The organism is Streptomyces sp. NPDC046860 (assembly GCF_040645115.1).
Classification (GTDB): domain Bacteria; phylum Actinomycetota; class Actinomycetes; order Streptomycetales; family Streptomycetaceae; genus Streptomyces.
Genome location: NZ_JBEYXQ010000010.1, coordinates 17,944 through 36,461 on the forward strand (window position 1 = coordinate 17,944; position 18,518 = coordinate 36,461).

The window sequence follows — 18,518 nt, forward strand, 5'->3', positions numbered from 1 at the left end:
AACAGGACCGGCGGAGGTCCACCGATCCCGTTCACCCGAACGAAGAAGTCCCCTGATCAGGCGATACGTCCCAGCACCACCGGCGAAGCAGTGAACCCGGTGCCGGCCGGGGCGATGTCGAAGGAGCCCTCCGTCGCCTCCAGGGCGTAGCCGAAGCGGTCCGGGGTGTCGGTGTGCAGGGTGAACAGGGGCTGGCCCGCGGTCACCGGGTCGCCCGGCTTCGCGTGCAGCTCGACGCCCGCGCCCGCCTGCACCGGGTCCTCCTTGCGGGCGCGGCCCGCGCCCAGGCGCCAGGCGGCGATGCCGATGTCGTAGGCGTCGAGGCGGGTGAGGACGCCGGAGGCGGGGGCCACGACCACGTGCTGCTCGCGGGCCACGGGGAGGGCCGCGTCCGGGTCGCCGCCCTGGGCCGCGATCATGCGGCGCCACACGTCCATCGCCGAGCCGTCGGCCAGCGCCTTCGCCGGGTCGGCGTCCTTGAGGCCGGCCGCGTCCAGCATCTCGCGGGCCAGCGCGAGGGTCAGCTCGACGACGTCCGCCGGGCCGCCGCCCGCGAGGACCTCGACGGACTCGCGGACCTCCAGCGCGTTGCCCGCGGTGAGGCCGAGCGGGGTGGACATGTCGGTGAGCAGGGCGACCGTCTTCACGCCGTGGTCGGTGCCGAGGCCGACCATGGTGGAGGCCAGCTCACGGGCGTCCTCGATGTTCTTCATGAAGGCGCCGGAGCCGACCTTCACGTCCAGCACCAGCGAGCCGGTGCCCTCGGCGATCTTCTTCGACATGATGGACGACGCGATCAGCGGGATCGCCTCCACCGTGCCGGTCACGTCGCGCAGGGCGTACAGCTTCTTGTCGGCCGGGGCCAGACCGTCGCCGGCCGCGCAGATCACCGCGCCGACGCCGTCCAGCACGGAGAGCATCTCCTCGTTGGAGAGCAGCGCGCGCCAGCCGGGGATGGACTCCAGCTTGTCCAGGGTGCCGCCGGTGTGGCCGAGGCCGCGTCCGGAGAGCTGCGGGACGGCCGCGCCGCACGCGGCGACCAGCGGGGCCAGCGGAAGCGTGATCTTGTCGCCGACGCCGCCCGTGGAGTGCTTGTCGGCGGTCGGGCGGGACAGCGAGGAGAAGTCCATGCGCTCGCCGGAGGCGATCATGGCGGCGGTCCAGCGGGCGATCTCCCGGCGGTCCATGCCGTTGAGCAGGATGGCCATGTTGAGGGCGGCCATCTGGTAGTCGGCGACCTCGCCGCGGGTGTACGCGTCGATGACCCAGTCGATCTGCTCGTCGGTCAGTGCGGCGCGGTCCCGCTTGCTGCGGATGACGGAGATGGCGTCCATGGCCAGGGAGTTCCTTCCGGGAGGTGCAGATGTACGGCCCCCGTGCTCGCGAAACGAGCAAGGGGGCCGCACGGACTTACTTGGTGAGATGGTCCGGGCCGAACGCCTGCGGAAGCATCTCGGAGAGCGGGAGGACGCCCTCGGGGGTGTCCAGCAGCAGCGAGGGCCCGCCGAACTCGAAGAGGAGCTGGCGGCAGCGGCCGCACGGCACGAGGAGGGCGCCGGTGCCGTCCACACAGGTGAAGTGTGTCAGGCGGCCGCCGCCGGTGCGCTGGAGGTGCGAGACGAGCCCGCACTCGGCGCACAGGCCGAGCCCGTAGGAGGCGTTCTCCACGTTGCAGCCGGTGACCGTGCGGCCGTCGTCGACCTGGGCGGCCACGCCGACCGGGTAGCCCGAGTAGGGGGCGTACGCGTGGGCCATGGCCTCGCGGGCCTCGGCACGCAGCGCCTCCCAGTCGAACCCGGTCGTCACTTGCCCTGTCCCTTCCGGTACCGCATGCCGTCCGCCTTCGGCATCCGCAGCCGCTGCGCGGACAGCGACAGCACCAGCAGCGTGACGACGTACGGGGTGGCGCCGACGAAGTCGCTCGGGACCTCGTCGGTGAGCAGGTACCAGGCCAGGACCGCCACGGCCATGACCGCGCTGATCGCACCCTGCCAGAACGCCTTGCGGTACAGCTTCCAGCCCGCGAGGGCGGCGAGCAGCACGACCAGCAGGAGCAGCAGGGCGTGCACGGTGACGCCGCCGTTGCGGAGCTGGAGGGCGTCGGAGTAGCCGAACAGGCCGGCGCCCATGGCGAGACCGCCCGGACGCCAGTTGCCGAAGATCATCGCGGCGAGACCGATGTAACCGCGGCCGCCGGTCTGGCCCTCCAGGTAGGTGTGCGAGGTGACCAGCGCGAGGAAGGCACCGCCGAGCCCGGCGAGACCGCCGGAGACGGCGACGGCCGCGTACTTGTACCGGTACACGTTCACGCCGAGGGACTCCGCCGCGACCGGGTTCTCACCGCAGGAGCGCAGCCGGAGGCCGAAGGAGGTCCGCCACAGCACCCACCAGCTGCCCACGAAGAGCAGCACGGCGAGGATCGTGACCACGGACACGTCGGTGACCATACCGCCGAGAATGCCCGCGATGTCGGAGATGAGGAACCAGTGGTGTTGCTCGACCGAGTGCAGCGCGTCGGAGAGTCCGGGCACCGTGACGTCGCCGAGCGACTCCACCGGCGGGGACTGCTTCGGGTTGCCGCCCGCCTCGGCGGCCGGGCCCTCGGCGAAGAAGATCTTGGCCAGGTACTGGGTGGCACCCAGCGCGAGCAGGTTGAGCGCCACACCGGAGACGATGTGGTCGACGCCGAAGGTCACGGTGGCGACCGCGTGCACCAGGCCGCCGATGACGCCGAAGCCGATGCCGCACACCAGGCCGAGCCAGGGGCTGGACTGCCAGCCGATCCAGCCGGCGCCGAAGGTTCCGAGGATCATCATGCCCTCGAGGCCGATGTTGACCACGCCGGCCCGCTCGGACCACAGGCCCGCCAGACCCGCGAGCCCGATCGGCACCGCGAGCCCGAGGGCCGCGCTGACCTGGCCCTCGGAGGTGAGCTGGTCGGCGCCCGTGATGAGGCGGACCACGGCGACGAGCAGCAGCGCGCCGCCGACGACCATGAGAATCCGGCTGAGGGAACGGCCCGCGGGCCGGGCGGCGTCGTCCGCCTTGGGCGCCGCGGGCGGCGGCGCGTCCGTCATCGTGGCGGTCATCACGCCACCTCCTGCATCTCGTTCGGGGCGGCGGCGCGGGCGGCCAGCTCGGCGCCGACCCGCTGCTGCTGGCGCTTGAGGCCGTAGCGGCGCACGACCTCGTAGGCGATCACGACGCACAGGACGATGACGCCCTGGATCACGCCGAGGATCTCCTTGTCGTAGCCCTGGAACTCCAGGTGGTTGGTGGTGCGCTCCAGGAAGCCCCACAGCAGGGCGCCCAGCGCGATGCCGACCGGGTTGTTGCGGCCGAGCAGCGCGATGGCGATGCCGGTGAAGCCGATGCCCGCGGGGAAGTCGTTGCTGAACCGGTGGCTGTCGTTGAGCAGGGTCGGCATGCCGATGAGGCCGGCCACCGCACCCGAGATGATCATGCTGGTGGCGATCATCTTCTTCACGCCCACACCGCTCGCGGCGGCGGCCGTCTCGGACTGGCCGACGGTGCGCAGGTCGAAGCCGAACCGGGTGCGGCCGAGCACGAACCAGTAGCCGAAGCCGACGATCACCGCGACGACGATGAAGCCCCACAGGATGCCGGCCGGGCCGGTGTCGATCTGGAAGAACCAGGAGGACTCCGGCAGCGGCTTGGTGGAGACCAGCGTGCCGGCCTCGTCGAGCTGGCCGAGCTGGCTGGGCTGGAGCAGGTAGCCGATGATCGCGGTGGCGATCGAGTTCAGCATGATCGTAGCGATGACCTCGCTGACACCGCGGGTCACCTTGAGGATGCCGGCGATGGCCGCCCACAGGGCGCCGGTCGCCATGGCGGCCAGGATGATCAGCGGGATGGCGAGCCAGCCGGGCACGGTCAGCGCGCCGCCGAGGACGGCGGCGACGAACGCGGCGAGCCGGTACTGGCCGTCGACACCGATGTTGAACAGGTTCATGCGGAAGCCGATGGCCACCGCGACACCCGCGAGGTAGTAGGTCGTCGCCTTGTTCAGGATGTAGACCTGGCTGTCGGCCGCGAAGCCGTACGTCACCATGTCGCTGAACGCGGCGCCGGGGCTCTTGCCGGTCGCGAGGATCACCAGGGCGGTGACGAGGAGCGCGGCGACGACGGCCAGCAGCGGCGCCGCGATCCCGAGGAGCAGCCGCTCCTTGTCGATCCGTGAGGTCAGCTTCTTCATCGCGCGTCGTCCTCTATGTGCTCCAGGTGGCCGGAGGCCGCTCCCGTCATGGCGGAGCCCAGCTCCTCGGGCGTGATGGTGGCGGGGTCGGCGTCGGCGACCAGACGGCCCCGGTACATCACCCGCAGGGTGTCGGAGAGCCCGATCAGCTCGTCCAGGTCGGCGGAGATCAGCAGGACCGCGAGTCCGTCGCGGCGGGCCGCGCGGATGTAGTCCCAGATCGCGGCCTGCGCGCCGACGTCCACACCGCGCGTGGGATGGGCGGCGATGAGCAGCTTGGGTGCGTGGCTCATCTCGCGGCCGACGATCAGCTTCTGCTGGTTGCCGCCGGACAGCGAGGCCGCGGTGACGTCGATGCCGGGGGTGCGCACGTCGTACTCGGCGACGATGCGCTCGGTGTCGGCGCGGGCGGCCTTCGGGTCCAGCAGGCCCCGGCGGGAGTTGGGGCGCTCGGTGACGTGGCCGAGGATGCGGTTCTCCCACAGCGGCGCTTCCAGCAGCAGGCCGTGGCGGTGGCGGTCCTCGGGGATGTAGCCGATGCCGGCCTCGCGGCGGCGGCGGGTGGGGACGTGGCTGACGTCGGCGCCGTCGAGGACGACGGTGCCCGCGTCCGGGGCGCGCATGCCCATGATCGCCTCGACCAGCTCGGACTGGCCGTTGCCCTCCACACCGGCGATGCCGAGGACCTCGCCCTTGTGGATGGTGAAGGAGATCGCGTCGAGGATGACGCGCTCGATGCCGTCCAGGTCGGTCTGGGCCAGGTGCAGCCCGGCGACCTCGAGGAGGGCGACGTCCGTGACGGTGGACTCCTCCGTCTCGGGCGTGGGCAGCTCGCTGCCTACCATCAGCTCGGCGAGCTGCTTGGGCGTGGTCGTGCGCGGCTCGGCCGTGCCGACCGTGGTGCCGCGCCGGATGACGGTGATCTCGTCGGCGACCGACAGCACCTCGCCCAGCTTGTGCGAGATGAAGATGACGGTGAGGCCCTCGGCCTTCAGCTCCCGCAGGTTGTCGAAGAGCGCGTCGACCTCCTGGGGCACCAGCACGGCCGTCGGCTCGTCCAGGATCAGGGTCTTGGCGCCGCGGTAGAGGACCTTGAGGATCTCCACGCGCTGGCGGTCGGCGACGCCGAGCTGCTCCACGAGCACGTCGGGGCGCACGCCGAGGCCGTACGCCTCGGAGATCTCCCTGATCTTCTTGCGGGCCTTGCCGCCGATGCCGTGCAGCTTCTCCGCGCCGAGGACGACGTTCTCCAGCACGGTGAGGTTGTCGGCCAGCATGAAGTGCTGGTGCACCATGCCGATGCCGCGGGCGATGGCGTCACCGGGGGTACCGAAGGTGACCTGCTCGCCGTGGATGGTGATGGTGCCCTCGTCCGGCTGCTGCATGCCGTAGAGGATCTTCATCAGGGTGGACTTGCCGGCGCCGTTCTCTCCGCACAGGGCGTGGACGGTGCCCGCGCGGACGGTGATGTCGATGTCGCGGTTGGCGACGACGCCGGGGAAACGCTTGGTGATGCCGCGCAGTTCGACGGCAGCGGGAGGGCTGGACGCGTTGATGGCGCACTCTCCTCGGGGAAGGGGGATGCGGGGGATGCGGCAGGGAAGCCGGGCGTCGGCGACGCTAGCGCGACAACTCGGTACTACACGCGTAGAGTTGACACATTGTTACGGCCCGGCGGGGAGCACCGAGTGGCGCCCCCACGCCGAGCCGAGGTCCTGCTGGACCCATCAGGTCACGGAGTGGTCTTGACCTTGGTGGAGCCGTCGACGATCTTCTTCTTCGCGGCGTCCAGCTTGGGCTGGATGTCGTCGATGAAGCCGCCGCTGGTGGACAGCGAGACGCCGTTCTTGGCGAGGGAGTAGCTGTTGACGCCGGCCAGCGACTTGCCGTCGTGGACGGACTTCACGAAGTCGAAGACGCCGAGGTCGACGTTCTTGACCATCGAGGTGAGGATCGAGGCCTTGTACTTGGCGAGACCCGGGATGTTGTACTGGTCCGAGTCGACGCCGATGGCCCAGGCGCCCTTCTTGCCGCTGACGGCCTCGATCGCGCCGTTGCCGGAGGAGCCGGCCGCGGAGTAGATCACGTCGGCGCCGTTGTCCAGCATGCCCTGCGCGGCTTCCTTGCCCTTGTCGGGGCTGGCGAAGCCGGAGGTGTCCGTGCCGTGGCTCAGGTACTGGGTGTCGACCTTGATCTTGGGGTTGGTGTCCTTGACGCCCTGGACGTAGCCCGCCTCGAACTTCTTGATCAGGGGGACGTCCACGCCGCCGATGAAGCCGACGTACGACTTCTTCGTCTTCAGCGCGGCCGCGACACCGGCCAGGTAGGAGCCCTGCTCCTCGGTGAAGGTGATGCTGTCGACGTTGGGCGCGTCCACGACCGAGTCGACGATGCCGAAGCTGGTCTTGGGGTACTTCTTGGCGACCTTGCCCATGGACTGCGCGTACGCGTAGCCGACACCGATGATCGGGTTGTAGCCCGCGTCGGCCAGGTCGGAGAGGCGCTGCTCGCGGTCGGCCTCGGTGTCGGTGGTCTTGGCGGTCAGCTCCTTGACGGAACCGCCGAACTCGTCCTTCGCCTTGTCGGCACCGCGCGCGGCGGAGTCGTTGAAGGAACGGTCACCACGGCCGCCGACGTCGAAGGCGAGACCGATCTTGACGCCCTTGCCGTCGCCGGACGAGGAGTCCTTGTCGTTCTCGGAGGAGGTGCTGCCACAGGCCGTGGCAGAAAGGGCGAGGGCTGCGGTGGCTATACACGCAGCGGAAAGCTTGGCTACCCGGCGCACGGGAAGGCTCCTTCACCTGACCTGAGCGCCACCATGGCGCTTGGTGGGAGCGTCTGACGACGCCCCGGCCGAGACGCCCCGTCGGCGTCGGCTTCGCGGCATCGTAACGCGCGTAGATGTCAGAAAAACACCTCTCGGGCAGCCGTTATCGAACCGAGGCAAACGGCACTTGAACTCGATCTACCAAGCCCTGGGCCCCTTTGTTGCGGGGCGGATACGAATGGCCTGCGGATGTGTTGCGCGGACGGCCCCCGCGTGCGTGCGGGGGACGTCCGGGCAGTGCGGCGAGGGGCCTGCTCACACGTCGGGCGACGCCATCAGCGCGGCCGCGGTGAAGAGCTCGACGCCGATGGTGATGGCGTTCTCGTCGGCGTCGAAGTCGCCCTGGTGCAGGTCGCGCACGGTCCGCTCGCCGGGGCGGCGGACACCGAGGCGGGCCATGGCGCCGGGCACGTGCTCCAGGTACCAGGAGAAGTCCTCCCCGCCCAGGCTCTGCTCGGTGCCCTCCACCGAGTCCAGCCCGCAGCGGGTGACCATCGCGCGGCGCAGCAGCTCGGCGGAGTCGCGGTCGTTGACGACCGGCGGCACCCCGCGCACATAGGTGATCTCCGACTTGGCGCCGTGCAGGGCGGCCACCTCGTCGATGGCGGCGTGCACGATGTCGGGCGCGTCCCGCCAGGCGTCGAGGTCCAGGCAGCGGACGGTGCCGGAGAGTTCGGCGTGCTGCGGGATGACGTTGGGCGCGTGGCCCGACTCGATACGGCCCCAGGTCAGCGCGAGGCCGCTGCGGGTGTCGACGCGGCGGGCGATGACCGCGGGCACGTCGGTGGCGACCCGGGCGGCGGCCGTGACCAGGTCGGTGGTCAGGTGCGGGCGGGCGGTGTGGCCGCCGGGGCCGTCCAGGGCGACGTCGAGGCGGTCGCAGGCGCTGGTGATCGGGCCGTGCCTCAGGCCGATCTTGCCGCACTCCACCCGGGGGTCGCAGTGCAGGGCGAGGATGCGGCCGACGCCCTCCAGGGCGTTGTCGGCGATGGCGGTCAGGGCACCGCCGGGGAGCTGCTCCTCGGCGGGCTGGAAGATGAGCCGCACCGGGCGGGACAGCAGCCCCTTGGCGTGCAGGTCGGCGAGGACCAGGCCGGCGCCGAGCACCACGGTGGTGTGCACGTCGTGGCCGCAGGCGTGGGCGCGGTCGGGCACGGTGGACCGGTACGCGCAGTCCTTGGTGTCCGGGATGGGCAGCGCGTCGATGTCGGCGCGCAGCGCCAGCAGCGGTACGTCGGAGCGCTCGCCCTCCACGTGCCCGATGTCGCAGATGAGCCCGGTTCCGGTGATCAGGACGCGGGGCTTGAGCCCGGCCCGCTCCAGCCGCTCCTTGATGGCGGCGGTCGTACGGAACTCCTGGTTGCCCAGCTCGGGGTGCATGTGCAAGTCGCGGCGGAAGGCCACGAGTTCGGCGTGCAGTGATTCGCTGAGCGCGCCGGGGAGCACAGCACCGGGGAGGTCGGCAACGGTCTCTCGGGTCATCAATCGGTTCACCCTCTGAAGGGTAGGACGCCCGGACGGTCAACTGACCCTCGATCAACAAAAGTTCAGCCCTGGAGAGGGAAGAAAATCTGACCGGCGGACGCATGGCGGCGGACTGGGGTGGGTAAAACCTTTCTTTCTCCTTCCACGGATACCACGCCTCCCGCTCTCGCGCTCGGTTTGTCCAGGGACCGGACCCGTGCGGCCGAGCGGCGCCGGTAGGGTGCGGCGGCGTGACCGACACCGCAGCGGACTTCCTGCACACCACCCGCTCGTCCTACGACGCGATCGCCGAGGACTATGCCGAACGGTTCCCCTCGGGCCTCGCCCACCCCCTGGACCGCTCCCTGATCAGCGCTTTCGCCGAGCTGGTCAAGGACAACGGCCCGGCCCCGGTGGCCGACCTGGGCAGCGGGCCGGGGCATGTCACCGCGCTGCTGGACGGCCTCGGCGTGCCGGTGTTCGGGGTGGACCTCTCCCCCGCGATGGTGACCCTGGCCCGCGGGGCCCACCCGCACCTGCGCTTCCACGTCGGCTCGATGACCGCCCTGGACCTCCCGGACACCACCCTGGGCGGCATCCTCGCCCTCTACTCCACGATCCACGTGCCCGACGACGCGCTGCCCAGGGCGTTCGCCGAGTTCCACCGCACGCTGCGGCCCGGCGCGCCCGTCCTGCTGGCCTTCCAGACCGGTGACGCCGGCCATATGCACCTGACGGAACGCTTCGGCCACGAGATCGACCTCGACTACCACTTCCGCGCCCCGGCCACCGTCGCCGCCGCGCTCACGGCGGCGGGCCTCGGCCTGGTCGCGTCGGTGGTACGGGAGCCACAGGGCACGGAGTCCCGCGCCCGGGGGTTCGTACTGGCGCGCAAGGGCTGAGGTCTCGGGGGCCGAGGGCTGGGGGCCCGTACTCAGTTCCCCGGGGTCACCGTCGTCAGGTGGTGGGTGTTCCGGGCCGTGCCCGTCACGCCGGACAGGAAGCCCTGGGCCCGGGGGGAGGCGTGGGCGGTGAGCCAGGCGGGGTCGATGTCGCAGACCGCCACCCGGACACCGGTGCCCCGCAGGGCCAGGGGGAGGGTGTGGACGACCGTCGAGGGGAAGCTGAGCACGGCGGCGCCGATGGGGCCCCGGCGGGCGATCAGCTCCAGGGGGAGGTCGGGGCGGACGATCTCCAGGCCGGTCCCGGTGGCCAGGCGGTGCAGTTTCGCGGTGCTCTCGCGGCGGTGGGCGAAATAGCGGGTGGCGCCGTGGGCGACGGCCAGGGCGGCCACGGCCGCGAGGTAGCGGTCGGCGTCGACCACGCCGGTCTCCACCAGGGAGGTGCCGACGATGTCGGCGCTCCGGGTGACGCGCGGCGGGCCGAAGCGGGCGCGGGTCCAGGCGAAGTCGTTGACGGTGACCGTGACACCGTCCGGGGCCTCGGTCACCGGCATCGCGGAGAAGACCTCCACGCGCCGGCCGCCGCTCGGGCTGAGGCGGCGCCGGGCGGTGGCGGCGACCGGGGCGAACAGCAGGTCGCGGGGGCCGGGCGTGCCGCCCTTGCGGTGCCAGCGCACCAGACGCTCGCCGCGGGCGAGCTGGGCGACGAACTCCATGGTGGCGGTGCCGTCGTCCACCACGACCAGCTCGGGCGCGCCGGTGACGGTCAGCAGGAGCTGCACGTACCGGGAGAAGGGATCGCCCATGACGATCCGCCCGGCCCGCCTGAGCGCCCCGGCCAGCGCGCCGACGGTGCGGAACGGCGCGGTCGCCCCGCCCCGCGCCTCCTCCCAGCGCACGTCGTACCCCTCGTCCCGGGCCAGGTCGGCCATGCGGCGCAGCTGGCCCCGGGTCATGGGGTCGGTGGGGGCCAGCACGACGAGCGTCAGCTCCGCCCCGGCCCCCTCGCGCGCGGGCACCCCGCCCGCGTGGGCCCACTCCAGTACGTTCAGCAGTTGCACCGGGCTCTCCACGAAGGCGAGCGTGCGGGCAGCGGGGCCGGGATGTCCGGCGCGAGGGCTCATGGGGGTGCGACCGTCCCGTCGTAGAGCAGTCGGGTGTGCGGGGTCAGACCGCGACCGGCTCGCCCGCGGCGGCGGCGATCTCCGCCTCGGCGACCACGCCGGAGACCCGGCGCAGCTTCTTCATCGGGCCCAGCTCGGAGTCGTAGACCTTCTTGACGCCGTCGCCGAGGGACGCCTCGATGGCGCGGATGTCGCGGACGAGGCGGACCAGGCCCTGCGGCTCGACGGAGGCGGCCTGGTCGGAGCCCCACATGGCGCGGTCGAGGGTGATGTGGCGCTCGACGAAGACGGCGCCCAGCGCGACGGCGGCCAGCGTGGTCTGCAGGCCGGTCTCGTGGCCGGAGTAGCCGATCGGGACGTTCGGGTACTCCTTCTCCAGCGTGTTGATCACGCGGAGGTTCAGCTCCTCGGCCTGCGCCGGGTAGGTGGAGGTGGCGTGGCACATCAGGATGTTGTCGCTGCCCAGCACCTCGACCGCGTGCCGGATCTGGCGCGGGGTCGACATGCCGGTGGAGAGGATCACCGTGCGGCCGGTGGCGCGCAGGGCGCGCAGCAGCTCGTCGTCGGTGAGGGAGGCGGAGGCCACCTTGTGGGCGGGGACGTCGAACTTCTCCAGGAAGGCGACGGCCTCGGTGTCCCACGGGGAGGCGAACCAGTCGATCCCCTTCTCCCGGCAGTACGCGTCGATCTGGCGGTACTCGTCCTCGCCGAACTCCACGCGGTGGCGGTAGTCGATGTAGGTCATGCGGCCCCAGGGGGTGTCGCGCTCGATGTCCCACTGGTCGCGCGGGGTGCAGATCTCCGGGGTGCGCTTCTGGAACTTCACGGCGTCGCAGCCGGCCTCGGCGGCGGCGTCGATCAGCTTGAAGGCGTTCTCCAGCTCACCGTTGTGGTTGATGCCGATCTCGCCGGTGACGTAGACCGGGCGGCCGGGGCCGGCCTCGCGCGAACCGAAGCTGCGGATGCGGGAGTTGGTGCTCATGAGGGGGTTCCTTACTTGCTGTGGGAGGTGGGGAGGGGGTCGGGAAGGGTGTCGAGGGAGGGCCCGAGGAGCCAGCCCGCGATCTCCCGCACGGCACCGCGGCCGCCGGGGACGGTGGTGACGGCGCGGGCGGCGCCGCGTACGGCGTCGTGGGCGTCGGCGACCGCGACGGGCCAGCCGACGAGGGCGAGGCAGGGCAGGTCGTTGACGTCGTTGCCCGCGTAGAGCACCCGCTCGGGGGCGATGCCCTGCTCCTCGCACCACTGCTTGAGGGCGATGTCCTTGCGGTCGATGCCGTGCAGCACCGGAAGGCTGAGCTTGCGGGCGCGGGCGGCGACGACGGGATTCCGCTCGGTGGACAGGATCAGCGTCGGCACCCCGGCGCGGCGCAGCGCGGCGATGCCGAGCCCGTCGCCCCGGTGCACGGAGACGAACTCCCGTCCGTCGGTGTCGATCAGCACCCGGTCGTCGGTCTGGGTGCCGTCGAAGTCGAGGACGACCGCGTCGACGTCGGCCAGCGTGGGCAGCGCGCCCGCCGGGGCGGTGTCGAGCAGCGGGGCCAGGGCGCGGGCGCGGGCCAGGTCGTGCGGGTCGTCGATCTCCAGCACGCGGGCGGGATCGGTGCGCACGAGTTCGGTGCGGCCGAAGAAGCGGTGCCGGTGGGCGCGGAAGCCGGCGGCGTCCATCGCGTAGGCGGCGCCGGTCTCCAGCAGGTCCTGGGGGCGGTCCTGGCGGCGGGGGCGTACGGCCTTGTCGTGGTTGACGCCGAAGCCGCCCGACACGCCGGGCTCGCTGGGGCCGGCGGGCTCGTTGGGGGCGCCGTCCCGCCAGACGAAGCCGTGGAAGGGGGCGACGGTGACGGCGGTGTCCGCGCCGTGCAGGGTGACCGCCTCGGCGACCCGGCCGATGTCGTCGGCGAGCAGGAAGGGGCTGGTGCACTGCACGAGCAGCACCACGTCGGCACTGGCCCGGGCGCGCTCCTCGAAGGCGTCCAGCGCGTGCAGGACGGCGGCCTCGGAGGTGGCGGTGTCCCCGGCGATGGCGGCGGGCCGGGTGACGACCTCGGCGCCGGCCGCGCGGGCGGCCGCCGCGACGGCCGGGTCGTCGGTGGAGACGACCACGTCGGTGACGGCGCGGGCGGCCAGGCAGGCGCCCACCGCGCGGGCCACGAGCGGGACGCCTCCCACGGGGGCCAGGTTCTTGGCGGGCACCCCCTTGGAGCCGCCGCGCGCCGGGATCACGGCGAGCACCCGGCGCGGCGGGTCGCCCGGATCGGCGGGCCAGTGGGTCATGGGGTCAGCTCCTTGGGAGGAAGAGGGTGCGGTGGTCACAGCTCGCCCATCCGCCGGATCACCGGGGCGACCCGCTGGACGCCGTGCCGGTAGGCGCCGCGGGCGGCGCGGCGCACGACCTGCCGGACGGCTCCCGGCGCCTTGTCGGCGGCGGGCGCGCCGGGCAGCGGTGCGCCGTCGGGGCCGAGGTGGTGGCGGGCGAGGATGCCGGGCAGATAGCCGGGCGCGGTCTCACGGGTGTAGTAGGGGGCGAGGGGCGGCAGGCCGCCGGGCCGCGCGAGCAGCGCGGTGATGCGCGCGCGGGCCGCGTCGAAGGCGTTCTCGTACGAGCCGTCGGCGGCGACCCCCTGCCGGGCCAGCCATTGATCGTCCGGCGCCGGGAGGTGGCCGGCGTCGAGCTGGTCCCAGGAGGCGAGGCACCCGGAGCCGGTGAAGTGGTGGTTGCCGAGCGCCTCGCGCACTCCGAGGTCGGTGAGGACGGCCGTCGGGACCCGCCGGTGCAGGGCTTCGAGGGCGGCCGTGGAGCTGACCGTCACCAGCAGGTCGGTGCGGTCGAGCACTTCGCCCATGTGCCCGTACACGAGGCGGAAGTTGGCGGGCAGGTCCCTGCCCTGCGCCAGCTTCTGGTACGGCAGTTCCTCGATGTGGGTGGTGTGTTCGCCCGGCTTGGAGCGCAGCTTGAGCAGCACCTCGCGTTCGGGGTGCGCGCGGGCGTGCCCGATGAGCCGGTCGAGCAGGTAGGCGCGGTCCTCGCGGCGGTCCGGGACGGAGGGCTGGGCGGCGAACACCACCGTGCGGGGCTCGTACGGGCCGGTGTAGGGCGCCCCGCCGAGGAACGGCAGCGCGACCTCGGTCACCGCGGAGGCGTCGGCGCCCACCCCCTCGTACACGGCCCGGAACCGGTCCGCGTCGTGGGCGGAGTTGGCCAGGACCAGGTCCGCGCCGTGGCGCAGGAGCAGCCCGTCGGCGAGCTTCTCGTAGACGACGCCGACATAGCCGGTGACGACCACGGGACGCCTGCCCGGGCCCTGGCCGTGGCGCAGCCCGTGCAGCATCGCCTGCACACCGCCGCCGACCAGCGCGAGCACGAGGAGGTCGTAGGGCTCCTCGCTCACGGCGCGCAGGAACTCGACGCCGGTCACCTCGCGCAGGGAGTCGGCGCGTACGCCCACTTCGCCGAGCTGGCGGGCGGTCGGGGTGGCTCGTCCGCGCAGGAGGTGGCCGTCGAGCCGGACACCGGCGCCGGCGGGGGCGAGGCGGCGCGCGGTGAGCGCGCCCCACTTCCACCGGGTGTCGGAATCCGCGAGGACGGCGATCCTGAGGGACTTCGTTGCACTTGCTGGCACGCCGGAGACGCTAGGAAGCCATTCGTAGGTCCCGCCCAACCAGAACTCAACAAATGGTTAACAGCACATCGACGCTTGGGGATTCGGGCCCGGAACTGCCGTGCCGGAAACCCGGTTCACGGCTTCGCCACACGTCGTTCACCCGGTATCAAGGCGTGCGTCGACGCGAATGCCGGGCCCCGCCCTAACGTCCTCGGCGTGGTCAAGCTCTCGGTCATCGTGCCGTTCTACAACGTGCAGCAATACGCGCCGGACACATTGAGGAGTCTTCGTGCGAACGCGCGGGACGATTACGAGTTCATTCTCGTGGACGACTGTTCCCGCGACGGGACGCCGGGTGTTCTCGAACGCGCCGGGCGCGAACTGCCGGGCGCGGTCCTGGTCCGGCACGAGCGCAACGGCGGACTGGCGACCGCCCGCAACACCGGGATCGACCGGGCGCGCGGCGAGTACCTGACGTTCCTCGACGGGGACGACTGGCTCGCCCCGGGCTACTACGACCGGCTGGTCGCGCACATGGACGACCTGGGCTGCGACTTCCTGCGCACCGACCACGTCCAGTGCACCGCGCGGGCCCGGTCCGTGCACCGGGTGCCGCACGGGCGGCGCGGTGTCGTCCTGGACCCGAGGGCGGCCATCCTGCCCGCCGACCGGTCCACGTCGGTGGACTACGCGTACGCCTGGGCCGGGATCTACCACCGGCGGCTCGCCGAACGCGGGCTGCTGCACTTCACGGACGGGCTGCGCACGGCGGAGGACCGGCCGTGGATCTGGCGGCTGCACCGGGAGGCGGAATCCTTCGCCGTCATCGGGCTGCTCGGCGTTTTCTACCGGCGCGGGGTCGCCTCCTCGCTGACCCAGATCGGCGATGTGCGCCAGCTCGATTTCCTGCGCGCGTTCGACCAGGTCATAGCGGAGACGGCCGCCGACCGGGACGCGGAAGAACTGCTGCCGAAAGCCGTGCGCACCTATTGCGCGATCATTTCCCACCATCTGGGAAGCATCGAAAGGTTCGAGGCCCCGGTGGCACGGAAACTGAAATCCCTGAGCGCGGCCGCGCTGCGGCGCATGCCGCAGGACGTGCTGAACGAGGCACTGGACTCCATGGACCTCGAACGCGCCGGACGCCTGCGCCGGCTGCGCCGCCGCCCCTCCCCCGCCGGGGCCGCCGCGTGACCACCCAGATCTTCCAGGCGTCCACGCTGTACGGCGTCGCCACGCTGGCCGCCGCCCTCGACTCAGGCTGCTTCCCTCCCGCCGACCGGCGCGTGCTGCTGGTCTGCAACAACGCGGCGACCCCGGAGACCACACCGGCGCTGGACGAGATGCCCGGCTTCGAGCGGCTGCGCGACCGCTTCGACGACGTGCTGTCGTACAACGCGGCCATCCACCCCTTCCACCCCGGCGGCTGGCTGCCCCGCGTGGACGACATGCCGCTGTGGCAGCGGTACTTCCGCCACGAGTGGGAACTGGGCGACGACCATGTGGAGCTGGCGGTCGAGTCGATCCAGGTCAACCCGTCGCTGGCGCTGGCGCAGATCTTCACCGGCGCCCCGGTCACGGTCTACGCCGACGGCCTGATGAGCTACGGCCCCACCCGCAACAAGATCGACCCGCTGGTCGGGACCCGCGTGGACCGGCTGCTCCACCTCGACCTGGTGCCGGGCCTGGAACCCCTGCTGCTCACCGAGTTCGGGGTCCCGGCCGAGATCGTGCCCTCGGCCGCCTTCACCAAGGTGCTGGCCGAACTGGCGTACACCGCCGACGACGTGCCCCCGGTCGGGGAACCCGCCCTGCTGCTCGGCCAGTACCTGTCCGCGCTGGACATCCTCACCCCGGACGAGGAGGAGGCACTGCACGTCCGGATGCTGCGGGGCGCGGTCGAACTGGGCCACCGCCGCGTGGTGTTCAAGCCGCACCCCACCGCACCGGCCCGCTACGCCCGCACCCTGGAGGAGGAGGCGGAGCGGCTCGGGGCCGACCTCACGGTGCTGGACACCCCGGTGCTGGCCGAGGTGCTGTACCAGCGGACGCGCCCGGCGCTGGTCGTCGGCTGCTTCTCCACCGCCCTGCTGACCGCCGCCACCCTGTACGGCCTGCCGGTGGCGCGGGTCGGCACGGCGACCCTGCTGGAGCGCCTCGCGCCGTACGAGAACAGCAACCGGGTCCCGGTCACCGTGGTCGACGCGCTACTGCCCGAGCTGAGCGACCGGGCGGCCGTCACCGAGGGGCGGCGCGGGACGGAGGTGGCCGAACTCGGCGCGCTGGTACGCGCGGTGGGCTTCGCCATGCAGCCGAAGATCCTGCCCCGGCTGCGCGGCGACGCGGAGAGCTTCCTCGCCCGCCGCCCGGGTCCGGCCACCCTGCGCTATTTCAAGCGCCGCCGGCTGACCGTGCTGGGGCTGCCCGGCGGGGTGCCCGCGCAGCTCGCGTTCATCCCGCGCAACGCCACCGTCCGCCGGGTGGCCCGCCGGGCGCGCGGGCTGCGCCGCACCGCCCGCGGCTGAGCCGCCCGCCGCCGACCGACTCACGCCTAGGACTGCACAGATGACCGCCACGTCACCGCTCGCCCCGGCCCCGTCCCCCAACCTCTCTCAGCCGGTTGCCACCGGGGCGCGGGGGCGGCTGCTCGCCCTGGACGGGCTCCGGCTCGTGGCCGCGCTGATGGTGTGCCTGTACCACTACGCCGGGCGCGGCGGCACGATCTCGGAGTCCTGGCACCAGAGCCCGTCCGAGGTCTTCCCCCGCCTGTCCCAGATCGCCCCCTACGGCTGTCTGGGCGTGCAGTTCTTCTTCGTGATCAGCGGTTTCGTGATCTGCATGAGCGGCTGGGGCCGCACCCTCGGCGACTTCTTCCGCTCCCGCGTGGCCCGGTTGTACCCCGCGTACTGGGTGGCACTGGTGCTGGTCACCGGGGCGGCCTGCGTACTGCCGGTGGTGGTGCGCCCGGTCCGGGTGGACGAGTTCCTGGTCAACCTGACCATGCTCCAGCAGCCGATGGGGGCCTCCCGGGTGCTGGGCGTGTGCTGGACGCTGTGGGCGGAGGTCCGGTTCTACGCGCTGTTCGCCCTGTTCGTGGTGTGGCGCGGGGCGACCTACCGGCGGGTGGTGCTGTTCGCCTCCGTCTGGACGCTGGCCGCCGCGATCTCCACCACCTCCGGCAACGCCCTCACCGACGCCGTGGTCATGCCGGAGTACGCGCCGTTCTTCATCGGCGGACTCGCGCTGTACCTGGTCCACCGCTTCGGGAGCGGTCCGCTGCCGTGGGGCCTGGTGGCGATGTCCTGGCTGCTCGGGCAGAGCGCCGCCGTGCGCGGGCTGTGGCATCCAGGGGCGCAGGGCGACTTCACCCGGCATCCGGTGGTGATCGTCGCGGTGGTCACGCTGGCCTTCGCCTCGGTGGCGGCGGTCGCGCTGGGGTGGACCCGGTGGGCGTCCTGGCCCTGGCTGGTGACGGCGGGTGCGCTGACGTACCCGTTCTACCTGGTGCACGAGCACCTGGGCTGGTTCGCCGTACGGGTGCTGCACCGGGGGCTGGGGCTCGCGCCCTGGCCGACGCTGGGGCTGACGGTGGCGGGGATGCTGGTGCTGGCGTGGCTGCTGCACCGGTTCGTGGAGAAGCCGCTGGGGCCCCGGCTGCGCCGGGCGCTCAAGAGCTGAGGTCAGCGGATGCCGTACGTCGCCTCGATCCCGGCCACGACCAGCCCGAGCCCCTCCTCGAACTGCTCGTCGTAGCCCTCGAAGAGCAGCTTCCCCGCCTCGGCGGCGAGCGGGAACTCGGCCATGCGGCGGGCGCGTTCCCCGATGTCGTACCCCTCGCGCCGCTCGCCGGGCAGCGGCCGTACGCCCTGCTCCTCGGTGACGAAGCCGATGGTGTACATGTTCGCCGTGCGCATCGCCTGCACGGCCTGGGCCAGGGTGAAGCCGGCGCCGGTGAGGACGCGGAGGTGGTCCTCCATCGCGGGGGCGTGCTCGGTGCCGGTGAAGCGGGAGCCGCTGAAGACCTTGGCGCCGTCGCGGTAGCCGGTGAGCGCGTCGCGCAGGCCCCGGCAGGCCGCCAGCAGCCGGTCCTGCCAGCTGTCGGCGGGGTCGAGCACCACGTCGGCCGCCATCCGCCGGTACATCTCGGTCGCCATCTCGTCGAGCAGCGCCTGCTTGTCCTTGAAGTGCCAGTACAGCGCGGGTGCCTTGACGTCCAGCTCGCGGGCGATGGCGCGCAGGGTCAGCCCGTCCAGGCCGGTCTCGTTCAGCAGCCGCAGCGCGGTGTCGGCGACCTTGCGGCGGTCGAGGGGGGCGCGTCGTTCCGTACTCACGCTTGACAGCTTAACAACGTTAAGGGCACGCTCCTGAGGGACAGCACTTAAC

Annotated in this window: 16 protein-coding genes; 4 read left to right on the forward strand and 12 right to left on the reverse strand. The window is 72.1% G+C overall.

Annotation, left to right across the window (positions count from 1 at the left end):
- Positions 1–56: 56 nt before the first annotated feature.
- The 7 genes from ABZ898_RS16445 to ABZ898_RS16475 all read right to left on the reverse strand — a co-directional run bounded on the left by ABZ898_RS16445 (position 57) and on the right by ABZ898_RS16475 (position 8,525).
- A complete protein-coding gene (locus ABZ898_RS16445) occupies positions 57–1,340 on the reverse strand; it encodes a thymidine phosphorylase (protein ID WP_361658984.1) in 1,284 nt (427 codons plus the stop codon).
- Positions 1,341–1,410: 70 nt separating this feature from the next.
- Positions 1,411–1,806 carry a cytidine deaminase gene (locus ABZ898_RS16450; RefSeq protein ID WP_361658473.1) on the reverse strand — a complete coding sequence of 132 codons (396 nt, stop codon included), beginning with the start codon at positions 1,804–1,806 and terminating at the stop codon, positions 1,411–1,413.
- Positions 1,803–3,089 carry an ABC transporter permease gene (locus tag ABZ898_RS16455; protein ID WP_361658476.1) on the reverse strand — a complete coding sequence of 429 codons (1,287 nt, stop codon included), beginning with the start codon at positions 3,087–3,089 and terminating at the stop codon, positions 1,803–1,805. Before ABZ898_RS16455 ends, ABZ898_RS16450 begins: the two co-directional genes overlap by 4 nt.
- Positions 3,089–4,216, reverse strand: coding sequence for an ABC transporter permease (locus tag ABZ898_RS16460; protein WP_361658479.1), 1,128 nt, complete (start codon positions 4,214–4,216; stop codon positions 3,089–3,091). The genes ABZ898_RS16455 and ABZ898_RS16460 overlap by 1 nt, the downstream gene beginning before the upstream one ends.
- On the reverse strand, positions 4,213–5,799 hold the full coding sequence (locus ABZ898_RS16465; RefSeq protein WP_361658987.1) for an ABC transporter ATP-binding protein: 1,587 nt from the start codon (positions 5,797–5,799) through the stop codon (positions 4,213–4,215). Before ABZ898_RS16465 ends, ABZ898_RS16460 begins: the two co-directional genes overlap by 4 nt.
- 149 nt (positions 5,800–5,948) lie before the next feature.
- Positions 5,949–7,001 (reverse strand): BMP family ABC transporter substrate-binding protein, encoded by a 1,053-nt coding sequence (locus ABZ898_RS16470; protein WP_361658482.1) that lies wholly within the window; start codon positions 6,999–7,001, stop codon positions 5,949–5,951.
- 297 nt (positions 7,002–7,298) lie between these two features.
- Complete coding sequence (locus ABZ898_RS16475) at positions 7,299–8,525, reverse strand: M20 family metallopeptidase (RefSeq protein WP_361658485.1); 1,227 nt, start codon at positions 8,523–8,525, stop codon at positions 7,299–7,301.
- A 233-nt stretch (positions 8,526–8,758) separates the two neighbouring features.
- On the opposite strand from ABZ898_RS16475, the gene ABZ898_RS16480 reads away from it, so the two are divergent.
- On the forward strand, positions 8,759–9,409 hold the full coding sequence (locus tag ABZ898_RS16480; RefSeq protein WP_361658487.1) for a class I SAM-dependent methyltransferase: 651 nt from the start codon (positions 8,759–8,761) through the stop codon (positions 9,407–9,409).
- 32 nt (positions 9,410–9,441) lie between these two features.
- On the opposite strand, the gene ABZ898_RS16485 is transcribed toward ABZ898_RS16480, so the two are convergent.
- Genes ABZ898_RS16485 through ABZ898_RS16500 form a run of 4 tightly spaced genes read right to left on the reverse strand, consistent with a single transcriptional unit; the run spans position 9,442 to position 14,153 of the window.
- Positions 9,442–10,533: a hypothetical protein gene (locus ABZ898_RS16485; RefSeq protein ID WP_361658490.1), complete on the reverse strand. Its 1,092-nt coding sequence runs from the start codon at positions 10,531–10,533 to the stop codon at positions 9,442–9,444.
- A 43-nt stretch (positions 10,534–10,576) separates the two neighbouring features.
- Positions 10,577–11,515, reverse strand: coding sequence for an N-acetylneuraminate synthase family protein (locus ABZ898_RS16490; protein ID WP_361658493.1), 939 nt, complete (start codon positions 11,513–11,515; stop codon positions 10,577–10,579).
- A gap of 11 nt (positions 11,516–11,526) precedes the next feature.
- Positions 11,527–12,807 carry an N-acylneuraminate cytidylyltransferase gene (locus ABZ898_RS16495; RefSeq protein ID WP_361658496.1) on the reverse strand — a complete coding sequence of 427 codons (1,281 nt, stop codon included), beginning with the start codon at positions 12,805–12,807 and terminating at the stop codon, positions 11,527–11,529.
- 35 nt (positions 12,808–12,842) lie between these two features.
- Complete coding sequence (locus ABZ898_RS16500) at positions 12,843–14,153, reverse strand: DUF6716 putative glycosyltransferase (RefSeq protein ID WP_361658499.1); 1,311 nt, start codon at positions 14,151–14,153, stop codon at positions 12,843–12,845.
- 198 nt (positions 14,154–14,351) lie between these two features.
- Here ABZ898_RS16500 and ABZ898_RS16505 point away from each other — a divergent pair, with 198 nt between their 5' ends.
- The 3 genes from ABZ898_RS16505 to ABZ898_RS16515 are packed head-to-tail and all read left to right on the forward strand — an operon-like array spanning position 14,352 to position 17,813.
- Positions 14,352–15,329 (forward strand): glycosyltransferase family 2 protein, encoded by a 978-nt coding sequence (locus ABZ898_RS16505; RefSeq protein ID WP_361658502.1) that lies wholly within the window; start codon positions 14,352–14,354, stop codon positions 15,327–15,329.
- Positions 15,326–16,660 (forward strand): alpha-2,8-polysialyltransferase family protein, encoded by a 1,335-nt coding sequence (locus ABZ898_RS16510; protein ID WP_361658505.1) that lies wholly within the window; start codon positions 15,326–15,328, stop codon positions 16,658–16,660. Before ABZ898_RS16505 ends, ABZ898_RS16510 begins: the two co-directional genes overlap by 4 nt.
- 40 nt (positions 16,661–16,700) lie before the next feature.
- Entirely contained in the window at positions 16,701–17,813 is a 1,113-nt protein-coding gene (locus ABZ898_RS16515; protein WP_361658508.1) for an acyltransferase, read from the forward strand.
- A 2-nt stretch (positions 17,814–17,815) separates the two neighbouring features.
- Here the strand turns inward: ABZ898_RS16515 and ABZ898_RS16520 are convergent, their stop codons facing one another.
- Entirely contained in the window at positions 17,816–18,466 is a 651-nt protein-coding gene (locus tag ABZ898_RS16520) for a TetR/AcrR family transcriptional regulator C-terminal domain-containing protein (protein WP_361658512.1), read from the reverse strand.
- Positions 18,467–18,518: the final 52 nt, after the last annotated feature.